We start from the raw sequence: 23,701 nt of genomic DNA, 5'->3' as shown, positions 1-23,701 counted from the left end.
GGCATACTCGAGCAGGTCGGTGTCAGACGGTCAGCGCATACATGACGATGTTGACGCCGAACTTGGTGTTGTCCTGCGCGAGAAAGCGCTTGTTGCGCCAGTCGTAATCCCATTCGCACCCGTAATCCTTGTTGCTGTAGAGCAGGCCGAGCCGGCCATCGATGGTGATGCCCTTGAGATAATCATGGACGAGGTCGTCCCCCCAGCCGTTCAGCTCGAACGTCGTCGCCGGCGGGCCGGTGAATTTGAAGAAGCTCGTGTAGATCGGATGCTTCGGCGGCAGCTTCTGCAGCGCGCGGGGACCGAAGATCTTGGTCATCTGGCGTTCGAAGGACTGCGCGAACAGGCCGTCGATATCGTGATTGCAATCGTCGACCAGCACGAAGCCGCCGCTGCGGACATAGCGTTCGAAGTTGCGCCGTTCGTCGGCCGAAAAATCGACCAGCTTGTGTCCGGCCATGTAGCAGAATGGCGCGGTCAGCATTTTCGGGTCCGCGAGCGCGACGACCCGTTCCTTCGGGTCGACGCGCACGTTTGTGTAATCGATCAGCGAGGTGATGATGTTGGACGGCATCCGCTGGTCGACATCCCAGTCGCCCGATTGATAGCGGAGGCGCGTGAACCAGAAATCATAGGCGCCGGCGGCGGTCGCTGCGCGCGGGAGCACCGCGCTGGCAAGGCCCGCACCCATCAGGCTGAGGAAGTCCTGGCGCGTCATCATGCCGCGCGGTCCGGCCGTATCACGCCACCACCCCGGCCGTTGCCGGAGTGGTGCAGTCGAGGGCCGGGTAGGATCAAACCGCGTCCGACAGCGAGGTGAAGGTGAAGTCGCGTAGTTTCATCGGCGGGATCATCATCACCAGCGAACTCTCGTCGCCCGCCACGCGAACCGGTTTGCCGAGCTCGTCGATGTTGTTGAGCATGATCACCGGGCTCTCGTTGAAGCGGAAGTTCTTCACCGGATATTTGATCTCGCCATTCTCGATGTAGAACGTCCCGTCGCGCGTCAGGCCGGTCAGCAGCACCGTCTGCGGATCGACCATGCGGATATACCAGGTCCGCGATACCAGGATCCCGCGCTCGGTGCCGCGGATCAGATCGGCGGTCGACTTGGTGCCGCCCGCCATCAGCAGATTGCCCGGCGATCCGACTGCGCGCTTGCCCTGCTTCTGCGCCCAGTAGCGCGAATAGTTGAGGTTGACGATCTTGCCGTCCTTGATGATAGGCATCGCCTCGCGCGGGAGACCCTCTTCGTCCCACGGCATCACCGCGGCGCCGGGCGCCCAGGGGTCGGCGGTGAAGTTGACGCGCGGATCATACACCTGCTCACCGACCTTGTTGCCGCCGCCCTTCTTCGACAGGAAGCTGCGCCCCTCGTCTGCCTGGCGTGCATCGAAGAAGTTCATCATGAAGCTGATGAGCCCCGCCGCTGCCGCGGGTTCGAGGATGACGGTATATTTGCCAGGTTCCAGCGCGCGCGCGTCGACTGAAGCCGAGGCCTTGCGGATGCCGGTGCGGATATCGGTGGAGGCGCTGAACGCGGACGAGTCCTGCAGGCTGCGGCCGACCCAGCCCGAGCCGCGACCATCCTCGGAGCGGACCGTGCACGTGTAATCCATCGACGACGCGCGCTGGTAGCCGAAATTGCCCTTGGAATTGGCGAACGCGACATAGCTCTGGCCGTCCTGCAGGAAGCCGGCGGCAATCAGTTTCTCGGCCTTGCACGCGGTGATCGAATCGCCGGCCACCTTCGCGCGATATTCCGGATCGATCGCGGCGGTCGCGGCGCTGAACGTCGGCGACGGCTTGTAGACCTGCTTGGCGACGGCGGGCACGAACTCGGGGTTCTCGGGTGCGAGCCGGGCTAGGTCTTCGGCGCGGCGTACGACGCGTTCGAGCGAGGCGTCGTCGAACTGGTTGATCGTCGCGGTGCCGACGCGCTTGCCGAACGCGACCTGCACGGCGAGATCCGAATTGGTGATCACGCCGCTGGTCGAGATGTTGTTCAGCGCGAACCGGATGTTGCCGTCGATCGAACCCGTCAGCTGCGCGGTGCATTCGTCGGCCTTCGACAGCGCGACGACCTTGGTGAGGATGGCGCGCGCCTGCTCTTCGGTGAGGATGCTCATGACCTGTATCTCCTATCAGCCGAGCGAGCGGGCGGTGTTGATGACGTTGATGCCGTTGAAGCGCGCGGTCGAGGAGCCGTGGCTCACCGTCGACACCTGGCTCGGCTGGCCCTTGCCGTCGAAGAACGAGCCACCCATCCGGTAGTCGCTGGCGTCGCACACGCCGACGCACGCGTTCCAGAATTCCGGGGTGCGGATCTGGTAGGCGACGTCCTCGATCTGCTGCGTGATCTTGCCGTTCTTGATCTCGTAGAACAGCTGCCCGCCGAACTGCGCGTTGTAGCGCTGCTGGTCGATCGAGAAGCTGCCGTCGCCGATGATGTAGATGCCGTTCTCGACACCGCCGATCATGTCGGCGACGCTTTGCTTCTTCTTGCCGGCTTCAAGGCTGACGTTGGGCATGCGCTGGAACTGCACGCTGGCCCAGTTGTCGGCATAGCAGCACCCGTCCGAGGCGGACTTGCCGAGGATGTGCGCCTGATCGCGGATCGCCTCCAGGTCGACGAGCTTGCCGTCGCGGATCAGATCCCATTTCTTGGTCTTCACGCCCTCGTCGTCGAAACCGACCGCGCCGAGGCTGCCATATTGCGTCTTGTCGGCGACGATCGAGACCTCGGGGCTGCCATATTGGTAGCGCTGTTTGACCTTGTCGAGCGTCACGAACGAGGTGCCCGCATAGTTGGCTTCGTAGCCGAGCACGCGGTCGAGCTCGAGCGGGTGGCCGACCGATTCATGGATCGTCAGCCACGTGTGCGAAGGATCGAGGACCAGGTCGTATTTGCCGGGCTTGACGGTCGGTGCCTTCAGCTTGGCCTGCGCCTGCTTGGCGGCGGCGATCGCGTCTTCCTTCATGTCGTAGGACAGGCCGTAGTTCACGACTCCGTTGGGCGACACGAACTTGCCCGAGGCGGCACCGTCGAGATACTCGAACCCCATCCCCATCGGAGCGGACAGGCCTTCGCGGGTGCGGAACTTGCCGGTCGCCTTGTCGATCGCGGTGACGGTCAGCGGCGCCCAGATGCGATGGACGTCCTGGTCGATGTACGATCCGTCGGTCGAGGCGAAATATTTCTGCTCGTTGACCAGGAACAGGATCGAATTGACGAAGCTCGCGCCTGCGTCCGTTGCAGCGGCATTGACGCCGAGCAGCAGGTCGACCTTCTCCTTCAGCGGCACCGCCATCGCGTTCTTCTTGACGGGGGTGCGCCACGACACCTCGCCGACGCCGGGCGTCGGCGCCAGCTGGACCGGTGCGGTCTGCGACTTGGCGTTGGCCTTGGCGATCGCGGTGGCGAGCTTGGCGGCGTTGGCGACCGCATCGACGGTCATCTCGTTGGTGGCGGAGAAGCCCCAGGCACCGTTGGCGATGACGCGGACGCCGACCCCCGTCGATTCGGTGCTGACGACGTTCTCGACGTTCTTTTCACGGGTGATGACGAACTGGCGAAGGTACCGGCCGACGCGAACGTCGCAATAGCTCGCCCCGGCGCTCTTGGCGGCATTCAGCGCGGCATCGGCGAGGCGCTTCTTCACGGCGACGTCGATAGTGGAGACCAGCTCCTCGGCAGCGATCGCGCGCCCGAGAAAGCCCGGCAGCACGCCGCCGCCCAATGCCAAGCCACTTGCGGCTAGGAAATCCCGTCTATGCAACGCCGTTCCCCCAATATTGCCCGCGAGTGTCCTCTGCGTGGCATTGTCCCTTATCCCGGTGACGACGATCGCGTTTCGATCGTAACCTGTCCGACGGGTGGATCATCGCGCGCGTTTCGCCATCCGTCAACACGGTGTTTTACCGAACTGCTACAGTCGGCGTGGCGATCCTGCTCGGCCGAAAACACCCCGTCCGCGACGGTAGCGCGTTTGCAAAAAGACTGTCCCTTGACGCTTTGTTGGTGCTCCCGATCCTTGATCCAATCAGGCCCGATCCTCGCCCGCTAACCCATCCGCTCGCGCGCGACCTTCTCCAGGACCGTCAGCGGCATCGCGCCCATCGTCAGCACGCGGTGGAACTGCTTCGGGTCCCAATCGGCGCCGGCCTTCGTCTTCGCTTCATCGCGCAGGCGGACCCAGACGGTATGACCGATCTTGTAGCTGCAGGCCTGTCCCGGCCAGACCGTATAGCGGTCGATCTCGCCCTGGCTGCGCCCCCGGGCGATGCCGGTGGTGGCGATCAAATAGTCCGTTGCCTTCTCCCGGCTCCAGCGCTTGGCGTGCATGCCCGAATCGACCACCAGGCGCGTGGCGCGAAACAGCAGCGACTGGAGATAGCCGACCTGGCCGAGCGGGTTTCCATCGTACACGCCCATCTCGTCGGCAAGCTGTTCGGCGTAGAGCGCCCAGCCTTCGGAATAGCCGGAATAGAAGCCGCGGCGGCGGATGAGCGGGATGTCCTGGCTTTCCAGCGCCGACATGACCTGGAGATGATGGCCCGGAATCGCTTCGTGATAGCTCAGCGTCGCCAAGCCGAACTTGGGTCGGTCGAACGTATCGCGCAGGTTGATGAAGTAGATCGCCGATCGCGACCCGTCGAGCGAGGCGGACTGATAATAGCCACCCGGCGCGCCGGCCTGGATCGCCTCTGGAACGCGGCGAACCTCGACCGGCGCCTTGGGCAGAACCGCGAACTGCTCGGGCAGGCGCTTCGCCATCGCCGCGATCTGCGCACGGAGCTGCTCTAGCAACGCCTCGCGACCCGCATCGGTGTTGGGATAGAGCTGGTCGGGCCGCTTGTTGAGCGCGACCAGACGCTCGCCGACGCTCCCTTGCGTCAGGCCCTGCGTCTTCAGGATGCCGTCGATGCGCGCGCCGATTTCCGCGACCTGCGACAGGCCCAGCTTGTGGATCTCGTCTCCGGTCAGTTCCACCGTGGTCGCGGCACTCGCCGCGGCGGCGTAATACGCGTCGCCGTCCGGCAGGCGCCAGACGCCCGCGTCGTGCGTCGCCTTGCCGCGCAATTCGGTCACCAGCGCGCGCTGCCGATCGAGCGCGGGAAACACCCGTTCGCGCATCAGTGCCGCGACCGCCTGGCCGCGCTCGGGCGGCAAACCGGCTGCCTTCAGCTTGGCGGCCAGGTCGGTCGCCGGGCCGGTCAGGTCGGGCGCCTTGTCTCGCACCGACGCCAGCTGTTTCAACGTGGTGTCGAGGATATAGTCCGGCGCGAACACGCCCTTTCCGGCATCCTCGCGCTGGCGCTCGGTTTCGGCATCGATCGCGCCGGCAAAAGCTGCCACGCGGGCGACATAGGCATCCGCGTCGGCGGCGCTTTTCACGGCATGCTGGTTGGCCAGGAAGTCGGGAACGTCGCGATAGGCGCCGCTCAACTGGGTCAGCACATAGGGCGCGTACCGACCCGCACTGGCACCGTAAGCGAAGCGCTGCCCCGCAATCATGCGGTCCAGGCTATACTGGACGACGTCGTAATCGATCTTTGCCGCGTCGCCCAGCGCTTCGCGCGACACCGTCTTCAGCGCAGCCAGTTCGGTCTTCGCCCGCGCGAACTGGCGCAACTCGCCGGCGCGCGAGGCATCGCCGAGCTTTGATTTAAGTCCGATCCGCGCGCCGGTGTCGAGACCGAGCGAGGTCGCCTGTTCCGGGCTGTCGTCCAGCCGGGCGTAAAAGAACCTGTCGAGCAAAGCGCGCAGTTTCGCGTCGTCGCGACCGATCGCGGCCCGCGCGATCGCTGGCAGGGCCATCAGGGCGGAGGCAAGGCCGGCGGACGTGATAAAGTGGCGACGATGCATGAACGCTCCAGACCGAAAAAATACGCGCGCCAGTGGCGGTACATCCAAGGTTTGAAGGCCTTGAGCGGTTTTGTCGAGCATGCCCGGGGACGAGCCCGTCAAACCAGATGCACCGACCGGTAATCCGACGCGGATAGGGCGAGCGAATTCCCGTCCGCGCAAGCCCTCAGTCCGTTTCGCTACTTCGACCCGTCGCCTGCGGTGATCCGGCTGGTGGTGCATGATGTCGCAGGACAGGACTCATGGACCGACGTCGATCGCCCCGGCCTCTGCACGCCGCGCCGAGGCTTTGGAGAAGCCGAGCCGTTCCGCGATCGGATCGTTCCACCCATAGGGGTCGGTGCGAAATGCCACCGCGCCGTCGTCGCCCACATAGACGTTGTGATAGAGAAGCCGGACCGGGATGCGCGTCGGCAACGGGACGAAGGTCGTCTCGCCCGTCGCCTGCGCGGTTTGCCAGGCGTCGACGACCCCTTGGTCTTCCGCCAGCATCTGCGCGAAACCCAGTGCGTCCTCGACCCGTACGCAACCATGACTGAGGTGCCGTTGGCTGCGCTCGAACAACGCCGGCGCCGATGTGTCATGCAGGTAGATCGCCTGGTCGTTCGCCATGTCGAACTTGACGAGGCCGAGCGCATTGTCGGTCCCCGGTTGCTGGACGATCCAGCCGTCCTTCAAAACCATGTTGTGCGCCAGCAGATAGTCTTCGCCGACGTTCGCCATCTCGCCGTTCTGGATCGATTTCGGCACGGTCCAGGTTGGATTGGCAACGAGCCTGAAGATCGGGGATGAAAGTGCCGGGGTCTCATGCCCTGGCTCGCCGACCACGACCTTGCGCGAGTCCCTCAACGCGCCATCGCGGTAGTACCGAAGCTGTGCCGCGGCGGTGTTGACGTCGATCCTGGTCGCGGGGGACGTACGTGCCAGCCAGCGGCGCCGTTCGAGCGCGACTGCAAGCGAACGGGCACGATCCCCGGCGCCGAGATTCAGCACTTTCAGCGTTTCCGGACCCACCACACCATCCGCGGCGATACCATAGTCTGTCTGCAAGCCCTTCAGCGCATCGGCGACAGCCTGGGTGTAGAGCAGGGGTGTGGGGTATCGGGATGGCGGCACCTGCACCGTGTCGACGGCCGCGCCGTTTGCCACGAGATATCCGCTCTCCGTCAGTTGATCGACAATGGCCGGTACCCGATCATCCCTGTCGCCGACCCTGATGACGCCCCCCGATAGCGTCGGGGCAGCCCCTTCGCGTGATGCAGCCTGGCTGAAGTTGCGATACGCGTCGGACAACGCACGATATTCCGCGTCCTGCGGTGCCAGCGACTCAAACCATTCGGTCAAACTTCCCGCCTCAAGTGCGGCCCCGAGACCAGCCGGGACGTCCGTTTTCGGGCGGGGAAGGGTATAAACCTCGTACAGCGACGCGGGATCGACACGGCCATTGGCAAGCGCGTCCGCATAATCGAGCGCGGCCTGCGAAAGCGCGACATCCGCTTTTGCCGCGTCTACATCTTCGGGATTGGCGACCTCGAACGAAAGGCGATCGAGGCCATGGCGGCTTCGATCAGCGAGCGCCGCCTCAAAAGCCGCGATATTATCTGCGGACCATAACGCCCGCCATTTTGCCTTGGCGTACAGCGTCCGAAGCTTGGTGTTGGCGACCTCCTGTTCGGGGATCACGACAGCGGTGTCCGCCGGTTGACCTGCCCGACTTGGAGGGGCCGGACTTGCCGCAGCGGGACTTGCAGGGACGTCTTGAGCGTGAACTGGTGCATTCGCCAGCGTGAGTAGCAAGGGTAGCGTGCGTAAGCTTTTTGTCTTGAACGGCATTTTCTATGAACGAGCGAACACGCAATGTGGCTCAGTGCAAAACGCACCACCTTTGTAATTCACGCGCCAAGGTTTGCATCTGGGTTCGCTGTCGAGCGACGGCGAGATACCGAAACAGCGCGGGCAGCACCGATGCTTACGTCGACGAAGCCGTATGTGCATAGGAACCTGCTCCACCTCGATGCCACCATGGCGGCGCTCGTCCGCAACGGATTGTCGTACCGAGTGAACCGTTCATCGGATCGTCATCGTTTGGCGTCCATCTCGACACACCTCGGTCCAGCCGAAGTCGGCGGGTCGGCCAGCTGGCCGTCCGTGTTTGTGGGAGTAACGTGTGCGTTCGATATCGGGAAAAGTGCTCGCCTTGGGCCTGTTGCTGCCAGCGTGCAGCGTGAACGTCGTGCCGGACCAGAACGCGACGTCCGCCGTCGACACAACGGCCATGCCCGCTCAGTGGAACGACACGACTAAGGGGCAATTGCGCAAGGCCATCGACGCACGCGCGGCGCATGGTCTCGATCATATCGATTTTGGTGCAGCCTCCGGACCGACCGTCGATTTCACCCGGCAGGCGCTGCGTTTTGCGAATGCGCTTGCGCGCGGCGCGACGGATCCGACCAAGCTTTATGCCGTCTATACCGTGCCGCGACCGGAACCGGATCTCAAGGCAGGACTGGCGACGGCGCTGCAGGCGGGCGACCTGACCGGATGGTTGGACAGCCTCGCTCCACGCGATGCCAACTACAGCAAGTTGTCGGAGGCCTACCTCAAGCTGAGGCAGCAGCCGGGGGCGCCGACCGTAGACATTTTGGGCACTGGCAAGGCGATCGAACCTGGCGCCACGGACCCGCGCCTGCCGGCAATCGCGCGTGAATTAGCCGTCTTGGAGTATCTCGATATCGATGCCGTGCGGGGCGATCGCTACGAGCCGGCGATAGTCGCGGCGGTGCGTCGGATGCAGGCGGATTACGCGATGAAGCCCGACGGCATCATCGGCAGCGAGGCGCTCGCCATCCTCAACATGTCGGATGTCGATCGATCGCGGGCGATCGCCGTCGCGATGGAGCGATTGCGGTGGCTGGAACGCACACCTCCGGCAACGCGCATCGACGTCAACCTCGCTGCGGCACAGCTCACCTATTGGAAAGACGGCAAGATCTTCGACAGGCGCAAGGTCATCGTCGGCGAGCCGGATACGGAGACTCCCCAACTGGGCTCGCCGATCTTCAGACTGGTGGCCAACCCGACCTGGACGATACCCCGTTCGATCCAGAAAAAGGAGATCGCCAAGAAGGGGGCAGGGTATCTCAAGGCGAATAATATGGTCTGGAAAGATGGCTGGATCGTGCAGCAACCCGGTCCGAAAAATTCGCTCGGCTTGGTGAAGTTCGACATGCAGAACGACCATGCGATCTACCTGCACGACACGCCCGCCAAATCGGTGTTCGGCATGGTGCAGCGTCAGCGTAGCCACGGCTGTGTACGTGTCGACGACGCGCTCGGCTTCGCCGAAATGCTGGCGAAGGACGGGGACGTGCTGGAGCAATGGCATCAAGCGCGGGCGACGGGCAAGGAGACGTTCGTCAAGCTGCCGCGGCAGATTCCCGTTCGTATGTTGTACCAGACGGTGTTGTTCGACGACGCGGGCGAACCGATCATACGAAACGACCCCTATGGATGGGACGACCGCGTTGGATCGGCTCTGGGGTTCAAGGCAGGCAAGGCGCTACGCGTCCAAAGCGGCGCTGCCGACGTCGGTCCTTAAGGGTCGCATGCGTAAAAGTGCGAAACCCGATTAGCGCTGACTATCGCGCATCGTGAACGAGGTGACGAGAAAATCAGCGATCGGACCGCTGGCTGATCCGCTGGCGAGAGGCTGCATCTGCGCGTGCCTCCCGCCAGCATGATTTCAGCTACCCGCGGTTATGCGACCGCGACCTTCGTACGGGTCGCGCTGTGGCCGCCCGAGCGGTGCAGGATGTCGGCTGCGGCATCGGGGCTCACGCTTGCCGCGCTGGTATCGACCGACACGAACACGCCACCCTCTTTGATGCGGCCTTCGTAATAGCTGGCATCGACGCGGCTGACGCCGTGGTCGGTCATCACCTTTTCCAGACCACCGACAGCGCCGCCCAGCGCTGCGCCGGTAACGGCCGCGGCCGGGATCGCGGCCGATGCAATTGCCCCGGCGGCCACCAGCGGGCCGACGCCAGGGATTGCGAGCGCGGCGATACCGAGCAGCGTGCCGATACCCGCGCCGGCTGCAACCTTGCCGACGAACTCTTGCGTGTCGCCGTTGCCGTCGGTCGTGGTGTTCTTGCCGTCGAGTTGGGCGACGATGGAGATGGCGCTGTCGGAAACGCCTGCGCTGCGAAGCTCGGACACGGCACGCTCTGCGTCGGCGTGGTTATCAAATACGGCGGATACCAGGTTCGTGCTCATCATCAATCCAGTCGAGGACAGGGGTTGCAGATGAACCTATAAGTTGCGGCGCAACCCTATCGTTCCGGGAAATATAGGTTACCGGCTTGGCAACCTAGATTATCACCGTCGTCGCGAACTGGTCGCCATCCCACAGCAAGCACCGCCGCTGCGCGTCTGCCTGGAACTGGTCTTAGCTCGCGCTTCGGCGTTCCGGCCAAGCATAATCAGGGCCCGGACCTTCGCGATAGCAAGCAGTCGGGCTGCGCTGCAATTCCCCCAAGGCCGTCAACGGAGCGTGCCCCCGGAAGCGCTTACATGCACATTTTACCAAGGGTTAACTCCGCAGCGCTAATTCGGAAATTGTAAGCGATTTACGGCCGCGGCGAGGAACCTGGTTCCATGGCAAGATAGGTGTGTTTCATGATTGCCTTGGATCACGAGAAAGCTTTTGGGGACCTCGGTACCTGCGTAAAACTGCCCGATTTAGACCGTAGGCAAATACTCGCATTTCTCTCCAGCGCCCCTATTTTCGCGTTAGCAGGCTGTGGTGGCAGCGACGCCGCGCCCGCAACGGACAGTATAACGGTCCTGCCGACACCTGCCCCCACAACGGTTGTCGTTCCGGTCCCTGCACCACAGGTTCCGGCGTCAACGACTGCACCGACGAACGCGTTATCCAGCCTGTTTTCTGCGCAGTCGCCTTGGAACTCTACGCCGATTAATCCGGTGCTTGGCAGAGACACGCTGCCGAATGCGAAGCAGACGCCTTGGATCGAAGAATCGGCCTATTCGTCAAAGATATTTCGCGCAGTGGCCAACGATGGCGCAATGACGATTACCGCCGACGATATTGCCAACCAGCTTGAAGCCGGTGCCGTGACGATCCCGCGGTTTCCAGCAGCGACCCTGCCGGCTACCGGTCAGGACGGCCATTGCGAGATTTTAGATACGATCGACGGTACGCTTCACAGCTTTTACCAACTACGTCAGACTGCGGGTAATTGGCGTGCAGGTAAGTATGCGCGGACATCGTGGAAGGAGAGCGGCTGGGGCACAGTAACCCATCCGGATAACGTTCGGGCTGCGGGCTGCTCGACGGCCGGTGGCCTGCTGCTTGCGTCCGAACTCGGTCTCGAAATCGTGCCGCACGCCCTTGCGATCGGGATGGACAAGAACGCATTCATTCCAGGACCTATCTGGCCTGCCACACTCGAAGATTACACGGCCGCAACCACGTACAAGGGTGTCGTAGGGGCGGATTTCCCAATGGGCGCGCTCCTCATGCTGCCGTCCGACTTCGATGCGGAGGCGCTGGGCCTGCCGGAATCGAGAGCGATTGCTCGGACGCTGAAGAAGTATGGCGGATATATAGTCGACGCGACGGTTGGCTCGATGAACTTTTACGCGGAAATCGGAAGCGGCTGGAACAAGAGCATGGTCGCCGGTAAATATACGGCCGAATTCAATCCAGACATGCAGGCGATCAAGGCCGCCATGCGTCAGGTCGTCTCACAGAGTGGCTATCTAGACCGCGATGGCAGGCTCTTCACGCCGACGCCGCTACGCGCAATGAACTTGTTGTCGATGCGCGGTCCCTGGCAGGGTTACAACGGCTCAAAGGCGTTCGGCCGGTACGACGCGGCCGCCAACCTATACCAAGCCGAGGCAACCGCCGACGCAAGAACCATTCGCCAGCTTCTCTACACGCATGACGAGAATGATACTGACCGCTTCAAATGGAAGAAGCAGAGTTGGAACCTGAACCCAGAACCGGGGGTGCAATACAATATCCGTGCGATCGGCGAAGGGAATGTCACGGCTACGATTTTCGTGAAAAAGAGCGATTACAAAGCCGACTACGGCACGACCGGAAAGCTGTCACCGGGTCAGTCGACGTCCTTCACTTGGCCTACCGATCCCGGGACTGCGACCGAGGTTTATATGGACAAGCCCGCAGGCGCCGCTGCGAGCATTCGCTTGGAGCTGATCAAAGCCTGACCTGACGCGCCGCGGATCCTGGGATGTAGGTCTCTAGGCTCTCACCCTTGCGGTCTACCGCTCGCCCAAGATACCGGGATGCGGTCTTCGACATGGACCACTGATATGCTCAGGTTCCGACGGTTCGAGGTCGGCGGTGCCCCAGGGCCCGGCGTGTGAAGCCGATAAATCCGTCCGCGTCAGTCTGCACGGTTCACCGACAGGAACGTCACGGCCCTGTCCTCGAGCCTTGCGCACGTCAGCACACCGGTTTCATAGGCCCCGGTATCGACACCGATCCGATTGGCCAGATGCTCCGGGCTGCTGCCTACCCAGGTATGACCATGGACCACGATCTTCTCATGGCGGTCTGATGAACCCAGGAACTCGTCTCGGATCCACAGCAGGTCGGCTTCGGATTGATTGGCCAGCGGCCTGCCTGGCACGATACCGGCATGCACGAAGGCATAATCGCCAACGGTCAGCATAAGATCGAGCTGCTCGAGAAAGCGTAGATGCGCGACCGGCATGCGTTCGAGCAGATCGTCTCGCGCGCGCAAATGCTCCAGAGCGGCGGCCTCGGGCGACGGCGGTTCGACCCCATAGGACTGCAGCGTTTCCGCGCCACCGAACCGCAACCAGTCGCGCGTCTGCCCGGGATCGCGAACATAATCGAGCATCACGGCCTCGTGATTGCCCTTGAGAAAGCGCACATCATACGGGGCATGACGCTTGAGCCAGCACAGCGCGTCGAGGACGCGCGCTGTGTCGGGGCCGCGATCGACATAGTCCCCGCAAAAGATCAGGATTGGGGTCGCCGTGTCGCTTTTTGCTGCGACGTCCTGCGCGATCTTCGCCAGCAGCGCACGCAACAGGTCGTAGCAGCCATGGATGTCACCGATGGCATAGACTAGCTGGACGTCGACACCACCAACGGACCGCGGCGTGACCGGGGACGTGTTCGCCGTCGACATCACCAATCGCTCCCGGCCGAGCGCTGCTCGTCGATGAGATCGAGAAGCTGCAGCCGCAAGTCGCGATAGCTGTCCAGCGTGTCGTCCGGGCGGTCGGTTGCGCGTCGCTGCACGTTCGTCCAGCGCCCCTGGATGCGCGCCAAGGCGTTCCTGTCGACACCGGCACGACGCGCCGCGTTATAGGTTGCGCGAAGCTGACGATGCGCCGCCAACAGGCTTGGGCGCAGGCACCATGCGCGCTCCTCGTCTTGCAGGTCGTCACAGCTGTTCGCCAACGGCGGCGCGCGGCCGGCGTCGGATCGCGTACGCGACACGGCGGGCTCGACGCGACGCTCGGTTTTGCGAAGAGGGGGCGGTGCCGGTCCAACCGATGCTGCCGACGAGGGCAGGGCGGGCGGCGTTGCGGGCGCCGTATCCGAAGTCGCCTGCGCCGTATCGACGGCTCCGACATCGACGGTTCCGACATCGACGGTTCCGACGGGGGAAGGCGGGATGGCGGCGCTCTTTTGCACGGGCAGGGTTTTCCGAGCCGCCGTCGTCGCGATCGGCTGATTTGGAGACACGTCGCCTACGAACAGCGCCACGCCGGCGGATGCGCCCGCCAGCGCAAATACGCCAAGGCCCAGGAGGGTCGGCACAAACCATCGCCGCCGCCGAGCCGGCACCGTCTTGACGATGTCGGTCTGAACTCTGCCGGTCGCTGGAGGCGTACCGCGGCGGTTCGCGAAAATTGCGTCGAGATCGTGCGCCACGTCGGCCCGTCGGGTGGCCGACAGCGGGTCTCGCGCCTCGTGGGGATGCTCCATCATTTCCTCGTCGTCGGTCGATGTCCAGTTGGCCGCCGTATTGCCGCACCGATATGAACGGAGCGCTAATCCCGGCTCGACTTCGTTTTAGCCGATTACGTCGTCAGCCCAGGCCTTTACGGACGCGCTTCGAAAGACGGCTCGCGATGAACATGATGCAACCCACGGCGAGCGATCCTCCCCATATTATGAGGACGATGGTAAGTGCGATCTTCAACATGTCTATTCTCCTGGATGGGAGACTATCCGGAAGGGTCGACACGCCGCCTGAACATGGTTGTTATGCGGAGTTCAGGGTCATCGCTAAGGTTGGGTTTCGCCGACATTCCGAATGGTGCCACCCGCGGGCCCGCTGATAAGGCCGCTCGGTCGCACTGGCCGAGTGGCAGTCGGCCAAGGGACAAGATCCACCACGTCACAATCTACCCATGAGGGTAGCTTCGGCGCGCACCCATGCGCGCGATCACCGCGTCGAGACGATCGTCAGCGCTGTTTCTTTGTCGTGCTCGCGGTGAAGTCCGGGTCCTTGTTCGCGACCCAATCGACGAACTTGCGCACTGCGGCATGTGCAAGGATGCTTTCGACGTCCATCCCATAGCGCTGAAGCTCGGAATTGGTAAAATTGGCCGTCAACGTCTGCTGGCAGATCGGATGCATGGGGACGACATCGCGGCCGCCCCGGCTTTTGGGAACGGGATGATGCCAGACGATGGTCTCGCCGGTCGGCCGGCCGCAAAGCCAGCATTGTACCGCGACGGCCGGCACCGGATCTCCACGATCCGGATCGTCATAGGGGCCGTGTCTCGAATGCTTGCGCGCCATGTGTCCAACCAAATTCCTGATCCCGCTATGGTCTTTAGCGATCGAACAGGAATTTTACAGCGCGGTCGGCGTCGACCGGGTCTGGCGGGGCCGCATCATCGCGGCGGGCCAACGGCGGTGACCGGTCAGGATTTCGTCCTGGCGCTCGTCCGATCGATCGCCTCCTGCCACCCCGCCATCAGGAGCGTGCGTGCGTCGGCGGTTATCGCCGGGTTGAACACGCGGTCCTCTTTCCACGCATTGGCGATGTCGTCGGGACCGTTCCAGACTCCGATCGCCATGCCGGCGAGAAACGCCGCACCCGCCGCCGTCGTTTCGATATTTGCGGGCCGAACGACGTCGGTATCGAGCATGTCCGCGAGAAACTGGCAGAACCAGTCGTTCGCCGCCATGCCGCCGTCGACACGGATCTGGCGGGCGTCGCGCGCACCATCGGCGACCATCGCGTTCATCAAATCGGCGGTCTGGTAGGCGACCGATTCGAGCGCGGCGCGGGCGATGTGCGATCCGGTCGCGGCGAAGGTGAGCCCGGTGATGCTCGCGCGCGCGTCGGGGTCCCAGTGCGGTGCGCCGAGGCCGACGAACGCCGGCACCATGTAGACGCCGTCGTTCCCGTCGAGCTTGGTCGCCATGTCGTTTGTGTCGGACGCCTGATTGATCAGGCCGAGCCCGTCGCGCAGCCACTTCACCGCCGCGCCCGCAACGAAGATCGAGCCTTCGAGCGCATAGGTGATCTCGCCGTCGAGCTGATAGGCGATCGTGGTGAGCATGCCGTTCTTGCTGGTCACCGCGTCCTTGCCGGTGTTGAGCAGCACGAAGCAGCCGGTGCCGTAGGTCGACTTGGCGTCGCCGCGCTGAAAACAGGCCTGGCCTACAATCGCCGCTTGCTGGTCGCCCGCCATCCCGCCGATCGGCACGGACGTGCCGAGTAGGTCGGCAGTGGTCTCGCCGAAGATCGTGCTGTTGTTCTTGACCTCGGGCAACAGGCTTTCCGGGATGTCCAGCATCCGCAGCATGTCGGTGTCCCATGCGCCCTTGTGGATGTCGAACAGCAACGTGCGCGAGGCGTTCGACGCGTCGGTCGCATGAACCTTGCCGCCGGTCAGCCGCCAGAGGAGGAAGCTGTCGATCGTGCCGAAGGCAAGTTCGCCCTTGTCGGCGCGGGCCCGGACACCGTCGACATTGTCGAGGATCCATTTGAGCTTGGTACCCGAGAAATAGGGATCGAGGATCAGCCCGGTCCGCTCGCGTACCAGCGGTTCGTTGCCGTCCGCCTTCAGGTGCGCGCAGAGCCTGGCGGTACGGCGATCCTGCCAGACGATCGCGTTGTGGACGGGCTTGCCGGTCTTGCGGTCCCATACCACCACCGTCTCGCGCTGGTTGGTGATGCCGATCGCGGCAACCTTGCCGCCGTCCGCTTCAGCCGCCTCTTTCAAGGTTGCGACGGTGTCGCGCCAGATGTCCTCCGGGTCATGCTCGACCCAGCCCGATTGCGGATAATGCTGGGCGAATTCGCGGCGTACCGTCTGGCGGGGGACGCCGTCGGTGCCGAACGTCATGCTGCGGGTCGAAGTCGTGCCCTGGTCGATCGCCAGGATGATGGTGTCGGTCACGCTTGCCCTCCTCGACTATTATGGCCAGCGACAGGGCCGTTGCGCAATGGCAAACGCTTGAACGACCGGAGTTGCCCGTAACGCGTAGTGCATCCGCGGTCTCGACAGCGCGCCTAACGTCGGGGCTACCCGGTTGGCCTGAGCCAGCTTCCTCGATACACAGGCGGAATGACGAAGCGACGCGCTAAATCCTCGCCTTCGCGCTCGCGGGGGCGAGGAACGCGGCGGACCCCGTCATCTGAACATTGGCTGTTGCTGCTCGGTGTCGTCGTCCTGGGCGCAGCGATCTTCGGCTCGCTCACCGACCTGCCATGGTCGGCGGCGACTCGAGACCAGCGACGGCCGCAACGCCTGACGATGGCGCAGGCCCGGGCATCTAATGCGCTGGTCCCGATTGCGACGCGGAAGCGCCGCTTCGCGGGGCGGTTCCGTTTCAAGGGTGGCCCCGCCGCGCGGGAGCAGGCGACCGAATGCCTCGCGACGGTCGCGCTGTACGAAGCCGGCAACGATCGCGACGGGCAGCGCGCGGTGATCCAGGTCGTCCTCAACCGTGTCGGCGCGCCGGGATTTCCCAAGACCGTGTGCGGCGTCGTGTATCAGGGCGCGAACCGCAAGACCGGGTGCCAGTTCTCCTTCTCCTGTGACGGATCGCAATTGCGCCGGCCCGAGCATGATGGATGGGCACAGGCAAGGCGCGCTGCTCGTCGCGCCCTGAGCGGGTATGTCTACGCGCCGGTCGGTCGGGCGACGCACTACCACACCGACTGGATGGTGCCGTATTGGCGAGCGTCGCTGGTCAAGGTCGCGACGGTCGATTCGCATATCTTCTATCAACGGCGATGACGCTGCGGTCGTCGTGTCGCCGCTGCGATGGTACATAAGACGTGACGGTCAGACAGGATCCGACATGCTGAAGGTTTCGATATCCCGCCTCCTCGCTACGGGGCTGCTGCTGGTGATGATAACGGGATGCGCCGGTGGCAAGTTTCGGCCAGTCAGCGATACGCCCGTCAAGCTCGGTGCCCCCTATCGCGTCCGGGGAACGACCTTCGTGCCCGCCGCCGACGCGCGATACGACGTGCTCGGATATGCCAGTTGGTACGGATCGGAATCCGGCAATCGCACGGCGAACGGCGAACGCTTCCGTCCCGATTGGGTCACGGCGGCGCATACGACGCTGCCTTTGCCGACCTATGTCGAGGTCACCGCGCTCGATACCGGGCGACGGATCATCGTACGGATCAACGATCGAGGGCCGTTTGCCGGTCGCGCGCGCATAATCGACCTGTCTCGGGGGGCTGCGACCCGCCTCGGTATCCGGGCCGCCGGTCCTGCTGCCGTTCGCGTGCGCCGCGTCGAACCGACCGAGGCCGATCGCGCGCGCCTGCGCAAGGGAAAGCCCGCAGTGACGCTGCCGCCGGTTTCCGACCGCGAACGGCTCGACCTACGATCGCAACTCACTGCCGCCGGTTTCTGATATGGCGTGTCCTGGCGTTGTCGTTCGGCGTGCGAAGTTCTTCCTGCGGCAGTGCAGCAAGACAAAAGACGTTGATTTCAAGCAGTCATGCGAACGAATCTGGCGATGCCCAAGATAGGTGTTGTAACGATGGCGTATCTAATCTTTCGCACCTGCCGCATAGAGGTGTTGTCAGAGGCTTCCGAGGGGGCGGCTTCGTGTGGTCGTGGGGGGAGATGCACTGTATTTTCTCCATAATAGGGTTGCCAAGTGCTTGACCTGCGGGTTTTTAATTGCCCGTCGTGTGGCACCGTGCGAACCGCACATCATGAGGTTCTACAACTTATGCTAAGGCCGGGCGCATGAAGGCGGCACAATTCGGCGGCGGAGCGCACAAGCATGGTGTGCCCGCATCGATGTTCGACATGCCCGCTGGGCTCCATGTCCGCTACGAGGCGCCGGATCGAGCGCTCGCCGAATGCATAACCGGTTATGCGATCTATGCGGCGGAAGACCGGGCCGCGATGGTCAACTGGTATCTGCCGTCGCCCCCGATGCTTTCGATCGTGCTCGATGCCGGTCCGATCACCGTTTCCCTGGGCAATCATCGGTTCGGGCCCCTCGATCCGGTCAGTCTTTATGGACCGACCAGTCGCGCATTCCGAACGGTGACTCATGGCGGGATCGCCGTGGGGATCGGCATAAGTGCGCTTGGCTGGGCCCGTATGACGCAGCGCCATGCGGGCGATTTTCATAATCGCGTCGTCCCGGCGAGTGCGTTGCTCGGCGCAGATTTCGTGGAACGGCTGCGTGAGGGGCTCGACGTTCTGGACGACGAGACATCGATCAAGCCGTTGCTCGACGACATGCTTGCACCATTGTTTGCGACCTCGAACCCGCGCGAGCGCCTGATCCGGGCCTTCACCGCGCTGACGATTACCGATGGCGTGGTCGAAATGAAGGATGTTGCCGAGCGCCTGGAGGTGCCGACCCACGAATTGCGGCGCGTGGCGACGCGGTATTTCGGCATGCCGCCCAAGATGTTGCTGCGCCGTGCGCGGTTCCTGCGGTCGTTCATCGGGTTGATCCGCGACGGGGGGCTTGGAGATTATTCGCAGATAGACAGCAGCTATTTCGACGCGTCACATTTTCTGCGTGATGCCGGGACGTTTCTCGGCACTACGCCGCGGCGCTTCCTGGCCGCCGAAACGATCTTCCTCCAGGCGAGCCTGCGCGCGCGGCTGATGGTCCTTGGTGCTCCCACCGCGACGCTGCACGACGGCGTGCCCCGGATACGCGTGTCTCACCCCCACCGCGACGACGACCTCCGCGTTCAGCCCGAACTCTAGCGCCGCGCTCTCAAGCCGCGCGGGCCAGAGCCTTCTTCAACTTTGCGTGCGCCGACGCTTTTATCTGGCAGACCCGTGCCGAGCCTACGCCGAAGACTTCGCCGATCTCTTCGAGATTGAGTTCCTCGACATAGTAAAGCTGAATCACTTGCGCTTCGCGTTCGGGGAGTGCGGTGATCGCCTTGATCAGGGCTTCGCGCATGTCGCTGTCGGCGAGTTGCTCGAACGCGTCGGGCGTGTCGTCGGCGAACCACGGCAGGTCGTCGGCGTACATCTCGTCGATCGAGTCGAAGCGGAGCGCATCGGCGGTGACGTAGTCGGTGCGGAGTTTCTCGATCGTCACGCCGATATGCTCTGCGATCATGTCTTCTCCGGGTGCCTTGCCCGTGCGGGCGGTCAGCGTCGAGATCGCCTCGGCATATTGGCGGCGGCGACGCATCGCGCCGCGCGTGCTCGTTGCCTGGCGGCGCAGTTCGTCGATCATGCTGCCGCGCAGGCGCGTGATCAGGTAGGTCTTGAACGGCATCCCCCGCTCGTCGAAATTCGCGGCGGCCTCGACCAGCGCGACCAGGCCGACCTGGATCAGATCCTCGACCTCGACGCTGCTGCTCATGCTGCCATGGACGTGCCACGCGATCCGGCGGACCAGCGGGAGGTGCTGTTTCACGAGCTGGTCCACGTCGCCGCCAGGGCGTTGATGCGGGCGGTAGGTGAGCGGCTGGCCCGTGAAAGGCTGGGCATCGGCGAAGGCGCCGCGCATCGGGAGCGCGCTCATGCCGCGAGCGCCTGCTGGGACGCGCCGATCACCGCGACGACCTCGACCGCCTTTTCCTCGGGCACCTCGAAGAACGACAGCACCGGCGTATCTGGCAGGCAGGTCCGCACCAGCTTGCGAATGGCGATCCGGATGGCCGGCTGGACGACCAGCGCGAACGGTTTCGCCTCGGCGATCAGCGGTTCGGCGGCGCGTTGCAGCGCCTCGACGATGCGGCGGCCGAGATCGGGTTCGATGACGTGGCGGCGCGATTGATCGGCGCGTATCGCCTGGCCGAGCAGACCTTCCAATTGACCCTCCAACGTCATGACGCGCAGCGGTTCGCGCACGCCGCACAGTTTCTGGATGATGAGCGCGCCGAGCTCAGGACGGATCGTCTCGATGAGCTCCTCGGCATCCTGCGTGCGCTGCGCCGCGACCGCGATGGCCCCGGCGATGCGACGGAATTCCTTGAGCGGGACGTGCTCCGCGAGCAGTCCCTTGAGGACCTGAGTGAGCGTCGTGATCGGCAGCGGTGCGAGCGCGGCGACAAGCTGTGCAGCACGCTCCTTCAGGCCGTCGAGCAGCGCCTGGACTTCGTCCTGGCCGAGCAGCTCGGACGCGTTCTGGCCGAGCAGGTGGTTGAGGTGCGTCGCCATCACGGTGCCGGGATCGACCACGAGATAGCCCGCTCCGGTCGCGGCATCGGCGTCGCTCGCATCGACCCAGGTCGCGTCGAGCCCGAAGGTGGGGTCCTTGACCTTCTTGCCGAACAGGTCGCCGAATGCTTGGCCGGTGTCGAGCGCGAGCATCTCGTCGGGCGACACGGTGTCCTCGCCGACGACGACGCCGTTGACGAGGATGCGGTAGACGTAGGGCGCCAAATTGATGTCGTCGCGGACGCGGACCTGCGGCACGACGAAGCCGAGTTCCTTCGACAGCTGGCGGCGGACGCCGGTGATCCGGCTCATCAGCGGCGACCCGCGACGCTCGTCGGCGAGCGGCACCAGGCCGTAGCCGATGTCGAGATTGACCTGCATCCCGTCGGTGACTTCCTCCCAGCCGATCTTCGACTGGTCGATCGTCTCGACGGGCACGACCACGACGGGGGCGGGGCGCAGTTCGATCTGGCGCAGTTTCCACGCGGCGAACCCGGCGATCGCGGCGGCGGGCAGGATCACCATGTGCGGCATGCCGGGCAAAATGCCGAGCAGCGCGAGGATGACCGCGACCGGCGTCCAGGTGCGGGGCGACCCGAACTGGCCGCCGATCTGGCCGGCAAGGTCCTTGTCGGAGGTGACGCGGGTGACGATCGAGGCGGCGGCGATCGACAGCATCAGGCTCGGCAGCTGCGCGACGAGCGCGTCGCCGATCGCGAGCAGGATGTAGTTGTGCGCCGCATCGGCGATCGTCATGCCGTGGCTGACGGGCCCGAGGATCAGGCCGCCGATGATGTTGGCGGCGAGGATCAGCATCGCCGCAACCGCATCGCCCTTCACGAACTTCGACGAACCATCCATCGAGCCGTAGAAATCGGCCTCGGTCGAGACTTCGACGCGGCGCGCCTTGGCTTCGTCGGGGGTGATCAGGCCGGCGTTGAGGTCGGCGTCGATCGCCATCTGCTTGCCGGGCAGCGCGTCGAGCGTGAAGCGCGCGCTGACTTCGGACACGCGGCCGGCGCCCTTGGTGACGACGATCATGTTGATGATCATCAGGATCGCGAAGACGAAGATGCCGACGACGTAATCGCCGCCGATCAGGAACGTGCCGAACGCCTCGATGACGTGGCCCGCCGCGGCCTCGCCCTCATGGCCGTGGACCAGCACGATGCGGGTGGAGGCTACGTTCAGGCCGAGACGGAACAGCGTGGCGAACAGGAGGACGGTCGGGAAGGCGGAGAAATCGAGCGGTTTCTGCGCGTTGAGCGCGACCATCAGCACGGCCAAGCTGATCGCGATGTTCGCCACGAAGAAGATGTCGAGCATGAACGCCGGGATCGGCACGACCATGACGAGCACGAGCAGCAGGATCGCGAGCGGCAGGACCGATGCCCTGGCGTTGGAGAGGATGCGGTTCATCGCTTAGCCGCCCAACCGTGCGAGCATCATGTACGCGAGCCGCGCGGTGTCGGGGGTCGGGCGGAGGATGCTGGCGGCGGCCTGCGTTGTCCGGCCCGTGAACTTGCCCATCGCCGTCGTGGCCCAGGCAAGTGCGTCTTCGGCGCTTTCGTTGCTGCCGGTGATGACCGTGCTGCCCCCCAGTTCGAGCGCCTGCGACGCGAAGTTGGTGGGCGTTGCGGTGGCGCTTGCCCCTGCGGCGGCGCCACCGAGCTTGTCGGCGAACCGGTCGTAGATCGCCGAGAGCGTGCGCGGCTGGTTGTTCGAATCGTAGAAGACATTGTGGTTCGCGCGCGCGGCGGCGGGGAACAGCGCGGCGCCGCTCGCCTGCGGGTTGGCCTGCATCGTCTTCAGGAACTTGGTCGCGCCGCCGAGGCCCATGAAATGCGCCATGTAGAGATCGGTGCCCGACGCGGGGCGGTTCAACGTGCCTTCGAGCGAGGCCTTGTTGTCCGAGGCATATTCGGCGGCCATCAGCGAGGCGGCGTTTGGATCGTTGCGCAGCGCGAGGATCGCCGCCTTGGTGCCGGCGTCGCCGACCGAGAGACGGCCGCTCGACGACTGGCCGATGCTGTTCGCGGCCCAGGCCATGCCGTGCTCGGCACCATGCTTCTTGACGACCGAGAGCCAGCTCTGTTCGATGAACTGATAGAGGCCGGATGCGCTCGACGTGCCGGCCTTGGCATTGGCGTTGAGCCCGCTCTCGAGCTTCGCCTGGCCCAGCAGATAATCGAAATCCACGCCCGTCTTGCTGCTCGCAAGCGCGATCGCGGACTGGATCCGGCCGGTAGTGATAGGATTGACGGTCATGCCCGTGTGCGGTGCCCCTGGTTCAGGGGATACTCAGCAAGGGGCGTGCCAGTTTCGACTTTGGGGCTCTGATCCCAAGATCGGCGATACGGCGCTTTCTCGGAGCCCCGTCCCAAAATTCCGTCACCCCAGCGAAAGCTGGGGTCTCCCGCGGCAAGGATGCGCCCTATCACGGGGATACCCCAGCTTTCGCTGGGGTGACGGTCATTCTGTGAGCCGTGTCAGGCGGTCACGCTGTTACGCGTACGCCGCCCTCAGCCCCGGCCGATACCCGGCAACGGCACCGTCGCCGGTCAGGGTTTGCAGGCGGCGGCGGACATTTGCCGCCATCAAATTGGTGTAGATCCGGCACGTCTCGTTGAGCCGGTTCGCCTCGTCGGCCAGCTCGCGGATCTCGGTGCCCGCCGGCCCGGTGCCGAGCGTCGCGATCTGTTCGATCCCGGCGAGCTTGTCCGCCGTCGCGCGCTCCAGGCTGGCGACGTCGTTCGATTTCAGCGCGGCGATCTCCGCGTGGAGCGCGTCGATCACGCGGATCAGGGCATCACGCCTTGTCATTCGAAGTCCAGTCCAGGCGGAACGCCATCAGCCGATCGGCGATGGTCGCGGGGAGGATCGGGAAATTGCCGCTGGCGATCGCCTTCTTGATCTCGGCGACGCGCGACGCATTGACCGGCGCGGCGGATGCCATCGACTTGGCGAGTCCGATCGACTCCGGCGGCACCGAAGCCTGCGCCTGGGGCTGTACCGGGCTCTGTACGACCATTGTCTGAACGGGCGTCGTCGGCGTCGCGGCGGCGACGCGCGCGACGGAACGATCTCCTGCTACTGACGGCTTCGCACCGATCGAGTCCACCATGTCCGCATCCTTTGGTTTGCGATGACAACAGGAGGAACGGC

20 protein-coding genes are annotated in these 23,701 nt (G+C 64.2%); 5 read left to right on the top strand and 15 right to left on the bottom strand.

Annotation, left to right across the window (positions count from 1 at the left end):
• Positions 1 to 22: 22 nt before the first annotated feature.
• The 5 genes from SPHN_RS12065 to SPHN_RS12045 form a co-directional block, all read right to left on the bottom strand.
• A complete protein-coding gene (locus SPHN_RS12065; RefSeq protein WP_248523623.1) occupies positions 23 to 721 on the bottom strand; it encodes a DUF4159 domain-containing protein in 699 nt (232 codons plus the stop codon).
• Positions 722 to 794: 73 nt separating this feature from the next.
• On the bottom strand, positions 795 to 2,129 hold the full coding sequence (locus tag SPHN_RS12060; protein WP_248523621.1) for a TldD/PmbA family protein: 1,335 nt from the start codon (positions 2,127 to 2,129) through the stop codon (positions 795 to 797).
• A gap of 15 nt (positions 2,130 to 2,144) precedes the next feature.
• Positions 2,145 to 3,779 carry a TldD/PmbA family protein gene (locus SPHN_RS12055; protein ID WP_248523619.1) on the bottom strand — a complete coding sequence of 545 codons (1,635 nt, stop codon included), beginning with the start codon at positions 3,777 to 3,779 and terminating at the stop codon, positions 2,145 to 2,147.
• Between the two features lie 284 nt (positions 3,780 to 4,063).
• A complete protein-coding gene (locus SPHN_RS12050; RefSeq protein WP_248523618.1) occupies positions 4,064 to 5,869 on the bottom strand; it encodes a DUF885 domain-containing protein in 1,806 nt (601 codons plus the stop codon).
• Positions 5,870 to 6,109: 240 nt separating this feature from the next.
• Positions 6,110 to 7,702, bottom strand: a complete 1,593-nt coding sequence (locus tag SPHN_RS12045) for a L,D-transpeptidase family protein (protein ID WP_248523616.1) — start codon at positions 7,700 to 7,702, stop codon at positions 6,110 to 6,112.
• Positions 7,703 to 8,036: 334 nt separating this feature from the next.
• Between SPHN_RS12045 and SPHN_RS12040 the strand changes: the two genes are divergently transcribed.
• Positions 8,037 to 9,467 carry a L,D-transpeptidase family protein gene (locus SPHN_RS12040; protein ID WP_248523614.1) on the top strand — a complete coding sequence of 477 codons (1,431 nt, stop codon included), beginning with the start codon at positions 8,037 to 8,039 and terminating at the stop codon, positions 9,465 to 9,467.
• A 158-nt stretch (positions 9,468 to 9,625) separates the two neighbouring features.
• Here the strand turns inward: SPHN_RS12040 and SPHN_RS12035 are convergent, their stop codons facing one another.
• On the bottom strand, positions 9,626 to 10,144 hold the full coding sequence (locus SPHN_RS12035) for a hypothetical protein (protein ID WP_248523612.1): 519 nt from the start codon (positions 10,142 to 10,144) through the stop codon (positions 9,626 to 9,628).
• A gap of 402 nt (positions 10,145 to 10,546) precedes the next feature.
• On the opposite strand from SPHN_RS12035, the gene SPHN_RS12030 reads away from it, so the two are divergent.
• A complete protein-coding gene (locus SPHN_RS12030; protein ID WP_248523610.1) occupies positions 10,547 to 12,124 on the top strand; it encodes a hypothetical protein in 1,578 nt (525 codons plus the stop codon).
• A 179-nt stretch (positions 12,125 to 12,303) separates the two neighbouring features.
• Here the strand turns inward: SPHN_RS12030 and SPHN_RS12025 are convergent, their stop codons facing one another.
• From SPHN_RS12025 to glpK, 4 genes are all read right to left on the bottom strand, one after another.
• Positions 12,304 to 13,077, bottom strand: a complete 774-nt coding sequence (locus SPHN_RS12025) for a metallophosphoesterase family protein (protein WP_282580547.1) — start codon at positions 13,075 to 13,077, stop codon at positions 12,304 to 12,306.
• The gene (locus tag SPHN_RS12020) at positions 13,077 to 13,886 is read right to left on the bottom strand and encodes a hypothetical protein (protein ID WP_248523606.1); all 810 of its coding nucleotides are present in this window, start codon (positions 13,884 to 13,886) and stop codon (positions 13,077 to 13,079) included. Before SPHN_RS12020 ends, SPHN_RS12025 begins: the two co-directional genes overlap by 1 nt.
• 480 nt (positions 13,887 to 14,366) lie before the next feature.
• Complete coding sequence (locus SPHN_RS12015; protein WP_248523604.1) at positions 14,367 to 14,705, bottom strand: hypothetical protein; 339 nt, start codon at positions 14,703 to 14,705, stop codon at positions 14,367 to 14,369.
• 125 nt (positions 14,706 to 14,830) lie between these two features.
• A complete protein-coding gene (gene glpK, locus SPHN_RS12010; protein ID WP_248523602.1) occupies positions 14,831 to 16,318 on the bottom strand; it encodes a glycerol kinase GlpK in 1,488 nt (495 codons plus the stop codon).
• A gap of 252 nt (positions 16,319 to 16,570) precedes the next feature.
• Here glpK and SPHN_RS12005 point away from each other — a divergent pair, with 252 nt between their 5' ends.
• The 3 genes from SPHN_RS12005 to SPHN_RS11995 all read left to right on the top strand — a co-directional run bounded on the left by SPHN_RS12005 (position 16,571) and on the right by SPHN_RS11995 (position 19,123).
• On the top strand, positions 16,571 to 17,161 hold the full coding sequence (locus SPHN_RS12005; protein ID WP_248523600.1) for a cell wall hydrolase: 591 nt from the start codon (positions 16,571 to 16,573) through the stop codon (positions 17,159 to 17,161).
• A 64-nt stretch (positions 17,162 to 17,225) separates the two neighbouring features.
• Entirely contained in the window at positions 17,226 to 17,795 is a 570-nt protein-coding gene (locus tag SPHN_RS12000) for a septal ring lytic transglycosylase RlpA family protein (protein ID WP_248523598.1), read from the top strand.
• A gap of 341 nt (positions 17,796 to 18,136) precedes the next feature.
• Positions 18,137 to 19,123, top strand: coding sequence for an AraC family transcriptional regulator (locus tag SPHN_RS11995; protein ID WP_248523596.1), 987 nt, complete (start codon positions 18,137 to 18,139; stop codon positions 19,121 to 19,123).
• A 10-nt stretch (positions 19,124 to 19,133) separates the two neighbouring features.
• Here SPHN_RS11995 and SPHN_RS11990 read toward each other — a convergent pair whose 3' ends face one another.
• The 5 genes from SPHN_RS11990 to flgM all read right to left on the bottom strand — a co-directional run bounded on the left by SPHN_RS11990 (position 19,134) and on the right by flgM (position 23,660).
• Complete coding sequence (locus tag SPHN_RS11990) at positions 19,134 to 19,898, bottom strand: FliA/WhiG family RNA polymerase sigma factor (RefSeq protein ID WP_248523594.1); 765 nt, start codon at positions 19,896 to 19,898, stop codon at positions 19,134 to 19,136.
• Positions 19,895 to 21,955: a flagellar biosynthesis protein FlhA gene (gene flhA / locus SPHN_RS11985; RefSeq protein WP_248523592.1), complete on the bottom strand. Its 2,061-nt coding sequence runs from the start codon at positions 21,953 to 21,955 to the stop codon at positions 19,895 to 19,897. The genes SPHN_RS11990 and flhA overlap by 4 nt, the downstream gene beginning before the upstream one ends.
• A 3-nt stretch (positions 21,956 to 21,958) precedes the next feature.
• Entirely contained in the window at positions 21,959 to 22,804 is an 846-nt protein-coding gene (locus SPHN_RS11980; protein ID WP_248523590.1) for a lytic transglycosylase domain-containing protein, read from the bottom strand.
• Positions 22,805 to 23,041: 237 nt separating this feature from the next.
• The gene (locus SPHN_RS11975; protein ID WP_187504363.1) at positions 23,042 to 23,359 is read right to left on the bottom strand and encodes a flagellar protein FlgN; all 318 of its coding nucleotides are present in this window, start codon (positions 23,357 to 23,359) and stop codon (positions 23,042 to 23,044) included.
• Complete coding sequence (gene flgM / locus SPHN_RS11970) at positions 23,346 to 23,660, bottom strand: flagellar biosynthesis anti-sigma factor FlgM (RefSeq protein WP_248523588.1); 315 nt, start codon at positions 23,658 to 23,660, stop codon at positions 23,346 to 23,348. The genes SPHN_RS11975 and flgM overlap by 14 nt, the downstream gene beginning before the upstream one ends.
• Positions 23,661 to 23,701: the final 41 nt, after the last annotated feature.

The organism is Sphingomonas faeni, assembly GCF_023195535.1.
Taxonomy (GTDB): Bacteria; Pseudomonadota; Alphaproteobacteria; order Sphingomonadales; family Sphingomonadaceae; genus Sphingomonas; species Sphingomonas faeni_B.
This window is presented reverse-complemented; position numbering and strand designations above follow the sequence as displayed.